Below are 6,891 nucleotides of genomic sequence, written 5' to 3'. Positions count from 1 at the left end.
GCTAACTCCCGAACTCTTCAGACAATTTGATTTGCCACAAACAAGATCGCCTTGATTATTATTTTTATTTCGTTCAAATTTATTCGCTGATTTTCTCATCTAAATTTTCTCATTACTTTTTGTAGCTAAACTGTTACCTTTCATTTAAGCCCTTCTTTCTAAACTTTCATACGCCAGAATGCTTCTTTTCTGGGTGTGGTTCTTGCTTCAAAACTATCCTTATTGAAACCATATATTTCAGTTATAATGTTATACTTTCTCTGCCATATCTCATCAGTAAGTTCAACTAACAAATCTGCCTCAACAATCGCTTTTGGGAGATAATTTCCGTTACCATCTTCATATGCAAATGTCCATAACTGATTTGCGGATACTTTCTTACTGCGCCACAAACTTAAAACTGCATTTGCAGTTTCTTCATGCCTTAAATGTCTTGTGTATTCACCATCCAAACTATGTGTAATAATGATCTCAAACATGCTGGAAGGCAATAATTCCATTATAGTTTTTTGAATTTCTATACTACTTAAAGGATTTTGTTCTGGCCCATCATCCAAATCAGCCATAAAGCCAGATGCTTTGAAATTATCAAGAGTTTTAAAAAACTTAGGAGCACGGTCAGTATCACTTTTTCTGCAAATTGTAACTATTGTCCAGTCAACTTGACTATTTGACAGTATCATACCTCCAGCCCACAAAGTTTCATCATCCGGATGAGCAACGATAACAGCGCATTTACTGTTTTTCTTTATTGTAGGCAACACGCTCCTCTATCCTTTCATCCGTCTGGATATTCAATCGTTGTTCGCCTGCTTTTAAGATAGCCTCCAGCGTTTCTGAATAAGACATGCCCGCTATACTTGCCATCTTTGTAAGATGTCCGTCCCAGCACCAGCCCGGATTGGGATTCACCTCAAGAAGCTTGGGATTGCCTTCTGAGTCAAGTCTCCAATCAAAACGGCAGTAATCTCTATTTTCCAGCCTTTCAAAAAGCTTTAAACACCATTCTTCAATAAGCTTATTTGTCTCCTCCGGTAATTCAGCAGGGACGGATTTAATTTTCCAGTATGGTGAGTCTGGGAGCCACTTAGACTCGTATCCGCATATTTTTGGAAGTTCTGCTGAAATTAATGAATAATCCGCCTCAATAATAGGTAAGACTGTGTAAGATCCAGGGGAATTTCCTATTATTCCTACGCTCAAATCTTTTCCTGTAAGAAATTCCTCAACAAGAATAGGTTTATCATAGCCGAATTTCTCCCGCATTTCTGAGATTGCGTTAACAAGTTCCTCAATATTATTTGCCACACTTCTTTGGGTTATTCCAAAACTGGAATCGCCGAAGTTTGGTTTGACTATAACAGGAAATCCAAAGGGAAGTTCAAAAGCAGTGTCTTCGGGTTTGATAAAAAATGCCGCAGGTACAGGAATATCCATTTCCTGCGCAATTCCACGTACAAGTGATTTGTCATAACAATAAGCAAGAGACTGAGGCCCAGAGCCTGTATATGGAATATCAAGCATTTCCAGTAGAGAAGATATATGAAGCTCTTTTCTGGCATCATTATTGAAGCCCTCATCACATAAGTTAAGAACCATCAGATTTTCTTTTGTTTTCAGTTTTGCCATATCATGAAGCAGAGTATCGTGATTGCTAAGATAGGTAAAGGAATAGTCTTTCAGTTCTCTTAGTGCATTTTTTAATTGATCGATTGTATAGTAGTCATCATCGTCAAAGGAAGATAATGGCTTCAAAGGATCCGGTTTTGCCGGGTCGCCTAAGATCACAACTACATTCTTTGCTGCCTCTTTTTTCTTCTTGGAAGCTGTCCATCCTTTTCTTACTAAGGCTGTTACGATAATTCTTTTCGCCATCATTCCCAAGTCCTGATTCCGTTGAGAATTAGTGGATATCTGATCGGGAATGGTAATGTCGTTGAATCCTACTGTTTTTAAAAGTTCAGTTATTGTCTTGCGGGTATAGAGTCTCTCTGCATAAAATTGATCCGCAATAATGCCTTTTCCAACATGAGTTATCAATTCCCGAGAAATTAGACGCTGTTTGTCCGCCGAAAGCGAACGTTCTCTACAAACAAAATACTTTTTATCAATCCATTCCCATGATCTTGTTTTATACTGTTCTCTTAAATATTCCCCGTCGGTAATATCGATGAGAAGTTTTCCCCACGGCTTTAGGGCTCGAAAAATCTCTTTTAAAACTCTCATATCATCTTGAACTGTTTCAAAATAGCCAAAACTATTTCCTAAAACCATTACTACATCAAAGGTGTCTGGTGTATAGGGAAGTTTTCGGGCATCACCTTCCTTAAATTTAATATCCAACACTTTCTTTCTCGCTCTAAATTTTGCCTTTTGAATCAGATAGTGGGAACGATCTATCCCTTCAACATATTTGAAACCTCTCTTTGCTAATCCCATAGAATGACGTCCTTGTCCGCAGCATAAATCCAGGATTTTATTGTCTGGAGACAACTTTAGAATATCAGAGAACAAGTCCAATTCTTGATTAGTGATATTCTTATCCTCAACTACATCACCATCTGTTTTTATATATAGGGAGTTGAAAATATTACGCCACCAATCTGGACGCACATGCTCTTCAAGACTTGATACGGGGCCTAATATTCTTTGATAGTATTTACTCTTTTTCTTACTTTGAGGAGGTTTGTCACTAGACGTTCTTTCATTCATCGTTTTTCCCTTCTTTGTTTTGCTGTTATTGTGTTAATTAAAACATCTTTCCACCAGATTGTTGAGGTTAGCAGTAGCCAAGCAGATACAAGTATCACATGCTCCGTAGTAAATTTTTACCTCACGGGTTTTTTCGTCTAAAATCGCTCCACAACAGAAAACCACATTATCCACATCACCTACCCTTTCATAGTATTCTCGGGGAGAGAGGATGGGAGCTTCGCTCCTGGCAATTAATTTGGAAGGGTCTTTGAGGTCAAATAAAGCGGCTCCCAAGCGATAGATACTGCCGCTCGCCGTCTTTTTCACTCCATGGTAAATTTCCAGCCAGCCTCTATCAGTCTCAATCGGAGGCGCGCAAGCGCCGATGCGATGGGAATCCCAATAGCCGGATCTACTCTCCATAACACATTTGGAGTTTCCCCAATAGACCAAATCTTTGGAATAGGATATCCACATCCCTTGCTGGGCTGGACGGTCAAAGCGGACAAAACAGCCATCAATCTTTTTAGGGAAAAGAACCGCATCCTTATTATCCGGTTGTGAAATAAGGGCGATTCTTTCAAAAGTTTCGAAATTTTTTGTAGAAGCAAGAGCAATGCGTGGTCCGACATGAGAGTAAGCGGTATAAATGATGTAGTAAATATTTCCAATCCTTGTAATTCTTGGGTCTTCTATACCTCTCCTTTCATATGTCTCAAACGGCTCCTTATTACTTCGATGCATAACCGGATTTTGGGAAATTTTAAACTTAATTCCGTCCCGACTCTCTGCCAGGAAAAACCTTGACTTTCCATCTAATCCTTCTACCCGCAGTAAAAGAAAATACTTATCCTGATAGTATGCTGCCCCCGCATTAAAGACCGAATTGCTAGCCTGTGGAATATCATTTAGGGTTATAATGGGATTCTTCTCATATCTTTTGGCAACCTCCTGCTGCCATTGTTTTTTATCCATCATACATCCTCCTTTCTAAAAGTTTTTTTTCACTTTCAATGCCTTCTCTGGACAGGCTTCTTGACACCCTCCACAGGCATCACAGAGCCTGATGTCCAGAATGGCTATCTTCTCCCTCGCATCCTCTGACCAGCCCAAAGCTTTTTTAGGGCACTTTTCAATACATTTTCCACAGCTATTGCATAGGTCAGGAAATAAAGCGATGACTACTCCGTCTGCCTCATAAACCAAAGACCTTTCTTTATCTGCCATCGCCCTCTCCTTTATAGGTCAATATACCTTGCTCTCCCGTAAGGGACAGAAACTACACTCAATCGGTGGGTAGGTAGAGACCATCCCGATTCGCAATTTTTTTCTCCTCGCTTTCTATCAAACGACCAGCTAAATGGGAAACCTTCTCATCCAGCTCTTTGATTATCTCCAGCTTATCGTAAAACTTATTCATTCTATCTTCAATTATAGCTTTTTTCAATGTCCTTTTGTATCCGCAGTAGCCGGATAGAACGCCCAGCCAGAACATAAATTCTTCTCTTCGGTCATTGGTATTTATGGCCTGGAGGATATATTCACAACATTCTTTACTGGCTTCAACAGAAGCCTTAGCTAACCAACGCAAACTGGCATAGAAGTAGCCAATTGCCCAGTAGTAGTTGATTCTATCCGACCAGCAGTCGTAGTCGGTAGTCAAAGCCTGAAACTTCCCATCATACCTGACGATGCGAAAATTTTTAATATCAGGGTCCTCAATGCCCGAACCGTAGCAAAAGCAAATGCCTTTGTCTCTTAACTTGGGAAGGACATCTTTCGTCCCTGAGATGAAAGGGGTGAGTTGAGGGAATTGCTCGCTCAATTCGAGGAATCCTCTTAAGATATGCGGCATCTGAAATATCTCTTTTCTTGGAAACATAGTGTCCAGCAGGTCTAAGTAGTCGAGGACAGCATCTATGGCAGAATAGGCTTCCTCGCCTAACAGAAACGGAGGAAGAAACTCTCCTATATAATGGCAGACGATTGTTCTCTCCTTTTTGCAAACTTGGAATACCTCGGGGTGAAACATCCTGCGTTCCTTTAAAAGAGCAAATATCTCTAAGGATCTCAGGTGCCTTTCCTCATCGGGGAAAGTTGTGGAGACAAACCTCCGAGTCTCACCCTTGAGAACGGTATAGACTACCTTTCTTCCCCAACTATCCTTGCAATTTAACCTTGCTTCAAAGGTATATCCGTACTTTTTGAGAGGAAATCCTTGCAGGAAATCCTTACTCACGTTACAATCGTAAAATTCTTCGAGCATAAAACTTACCCCTCAGCCAAAAATTCTAAACCAGCCTTTCCTAAAAAATCAACCCCTTTTCTTAACTCCTCTTCGGAGACCTTACTCCCCACTTCCACTACCTTAATAGTCTTTTTCAATAGATACTTCCTGATTAAAGAGAAATCCATGTCTCCCAGGCCGGGCAGGAGATGATCTTCCAGGCATCTAACATCGTGCAGATGAATCCCAACCATTTTCTCCCTAAAAGTCTTGAGCCAATCCTCTTGTCTGCTTAATCCCAGATTCTCTTGAACCTGACAGTGTCCGGTATCGTGCCAATAGCAGAGGTTATATTCTTTTATCCTGTTAAATATTCCTTCCATCTCTTTCAAGCTGGGAATTTCATAAAAATTTACTCTTGGTTCCAGACAGAACAGAGTTTCTCTATCTCTCTGGCAGAGCGTCCTTAAGCTCCTGATAACCCTTTCCACGTACTCGTAGGCGTATCTTGTTCGCATTTCCCGCAAATGCTCTCTTAGCACTTGCAAATGAGTATTCCCTTCAGCCCATCTCTTCTTGAAATCTCTGCAGCTCTCCTTCAAGTCTTTATCTTCAATATATCCGGCATGGAGAACGACTACTCTTGCTCCTAAAGATTTAGCAAACTTAGCTGTTTCCAGGGTGAGTTCAATTGTCTCCTCTCTTTTCTTCTCGTCAGCGGACGCGAGGAAATCCCCTCGTTTATTCTCAGGATCAACAGGCTTATCGGTAAATATGTTGTGGACACTTGCTACCTTTAACTTCAATCTTCTCTGACAATTCAGAACATCCTTTTTAGATACTTTTACTGAAGAGACCCCGATCTCAAATGTGTCGAAGCCTATTTCTATACTTCTCTTAAAGAACCCATCTAAACTAGAAGAAAGTCCAGGCATACAGGCAGTGGAAATACCTAACATAGATTCTTAAACCTCCTTATTGCCATGCAGCGGGGTAAAGGGATTTCTCACCCCGCTGCATTGTTCTTTGTCTTCTTTATTAAGTTTCTTTCTCAACAGAGATAATCTTAGCCACTTTTTTGCCGTCTCTAATCACATACTCAATTTCGACACTATCACCTACAGCGATATCTTCCAGTACCTTCACATTTTTGAGTTCTACCTTGGTGTCTATAATGTAGGAGACATCTACTTCTTCGCCCTCGTCGTCATTAGACTCTCTAACTACGAGTTCGTTAGAAGATAAGCTTCGCACTATACCGTAAGAAGACTCTAACTCCTCTTCCTCTTGAGCCAGCGATATGTTAGATACAAAACACATCAGAAGACTCAACGCCAACCCTGTAGCCATCACTAAATGTCTATTCATTTTTTATCACCTCCTTTCGCATTTGTATTTTTCCTAATCTTTCTGATTTCTTTGAGCCTGTCCAAATCCTGCTTAAACGTCTCTAATCCAACAAGCCCAACTGTGACAATCCTAAGCAATTCTTTATAAGCCTTTCCCTCTGGTTTTATTAATTGATAATAAACGTTGAGCCCGTCTTTTCTATCACATACCACCCCAGTTAATCGTAATCGAGTAAGATGCTTGGAAAGATTGGATTGATTTGATTGCAGAACTTCACCCAGTTCTGTTACATTTAATTCGTATCTGCTGAGGAGATTTATGATCCTTAGCCGAGTTTCATCGGCAAAGGACTTTAATATCTGGTCTGCCTTCTTAATTCTCATCGGTAACCCTCCTATTCTATCACTATGCAACTATATGACCATACGCTCATATAGTATTACAATAGAAACTATATTGTCAAGCCTTAATTTATTGAAATAGGTAAAAGTATATTAAACAGAAGTCGTTACAGAGCCGTCTACAAGTTTAAGCATGTGCGAAGCAGTTTCAGCAAAAGCCTCATCGTGTGTTGCAATAACAATTGACTTTAGAGAAATCAAAAACATCCTGATCATTAG

General features: G+C 40.2%; 9 protein-coding genes. All 9 read right to left on the bottom strand.

What is annotated here, in order from left to right; genetic code table 11:
- Window positions 1-158: 158 nt before the first annotated feature.
- Window positions 159-764: a PIG-L family deacetylase gene (locus Q7J67_01195; protein MDO9463905.1), complete on the bottom strand. Its 606-nt coding sequence runs from the start codon at window positions 762-764 to the stop codon at window positions 159-161.
- Window positions 736-2,712, bottom strand: a complete 1,977-nt coding sequence (locus Q7J67_01190; protein MDO9463904.1) for a methyltransferase domain-containing protein — start codon at window positions 2,710-2,712, stop codon at window positions 736-738. The genes Q7J67_01195 and Q7J67_01190 overlap by 29 nt, the downstream gene beginning before the upstream one ends.
- A gap of 33 nt (window positions 2,713-2,745) precedes the next feature.
- Complete coding sequence (locus tag Q7J67_01185; GenBank protein ID MDO9463903.1) at window positions 2,746-3,672, bottom strand: glycoside hydrolase family 130 protein; 927 nt, start codon at window positions 3,670-3,672, stop codon at window positions 2,746-2,748.
- 12 nt (window positions 3,673-3,684) lie between these two features.
- Complete coding sequence (locus Q7J67_01180; GenBank protein ID MDO9463902.1) at window positions 3,685-3,921, bottom strand: 4Fe-4S binding protein; 237 nt, start codon at window positions 3,919-3,921, stop codon at window positions 3,685-3,687.
- A gap of 58 nt (window positions 3,922-3,979) precedes the next feature.
- The gene (locus Q7J67_01175) at window positions 3,980-4,960 is read right to left on the bottom strand and encodes a hypothetical protein (protein ID MDO9463901.1); all 981 of its coding nucleotides are present in this window, start codon (window positions 4,958-4,960) and stop codon (window positions 3,980-3,982) included.
- 5 nt (window positions 4,961-4,965) lie between these two features.
- On the bottom strand, window positions 4,966-5,880 hold the full coding sequence (locus Q7J67_01170) for a TIM barrel protein (protein MDO9463900.1): 915 nt from the start codon (window positions 5,878-5,880) through the stop codon (window positions 4,966-4,968).
- A gap of 79 nt (window positions 5,881-5,959) precedes the next feature.
- Window positions 5,960-6,289, bottom strand: a complete 330-nt coding sequence (locus Q7J67_01165; protein MDO9463899.1) for a hypothetical protein — start codon at window positions 6,287-6,289, stop codon at window positions 5,960-5,962.
- Complete coding sequence (locus tag Q7J67_01160; protein ID MDO9463898.1) at window positions 6,286-6,654, bottom strand: metalloregulator ArsR/SmtB family transcription factor; 369 nt, start codon at window positions 6,652-6,654, stop codon at window positions 6,286-6,288. The genes Q7J67_01165 and Q7J67_01160 overlap by 4 nt, the downstream gene beginning before the upstream one ends.
- Window positions 6,655-6,765: 111 nt before the next feature.
- Complete coding sequence (locus Q7J67_01155) at window positions 6,766-6,888, bottom strand: hypothetical protein (protein MDO9463897.1); 123 nt, start codon at window positions 6,886-6,888, stop codon at window positions 6,766-6,768.
- Between the last annotated feature and the right edge of the window lie 3 nt (window positions 6,889-6,891).

It is taken from the genome of bacterium (genome assembly GCA_030652805.1).
Lineage (GTDB): Bacteria > JAHJDO01 > JAHJDO01 > JAHJDO01 > JAHJDO01 > JAHJDO01.
This window is presented reverse-complemented; position numbering and strand designations above follow the sequence as displayed.

Coding starts and splice junctions, on each gene's coding strand:
- Q7J67_01190 (MDO9463904.1), bottom strand. CDS start 2,712: ATGAATGAAAGAACGTCTAGTGACAAACCTCCTCAAAGTAAGAAAAAG.
- Q7J67_01185 (MDO9463903.1), bottom strand. CDS start 3,672: ATGATGGATAAAAAACAATGGCAGCAGGAGGTTGCCAAAAGATATGAG.
- Q7J67_01180 (MDO9463902.1), bottom strand. CDS start 3,921: ATGGCAGATAAAGAAAGGTCTTTGGTTTATGAGGCAGACGGAGTAGTC.
- Q7J67_01175 (MDO9463901.1), bottom strand. CDS start 4,960: ATGCTCGAAGAATTTTACGATTGTAACGTGAGTAAGGATTTCCTGCAA.
- Q7J67_01170 (MDO9463900.1), bottom strand. CDS start 5,880: ATGTTAGGTATTTCCACTGCCTGTATGCCTGGACTTTCTTCTAGTTTA.
- Q7J67_01165 (MDO9463899.1), bottom strand. CDS start 6,289: ATGAATAGACATTTAGTGATGGCTACAGGGTTGGCGTTGAGTCTTCTG.
- Q7J67_01160 (MDO9463898.1), bottom strand. CDS start 6,654: ATGAGAATTAAGAAGGCAGACCAGATATTAAAGTCCTTTGCCGATGAA.
- Q7J67_01155 (MDO9463897.1), bottom strand. CDS start 6,888: ATGATCAGGATGTTTTTGATTTCTCTAAAGTCAATTGTTATTGCAACA.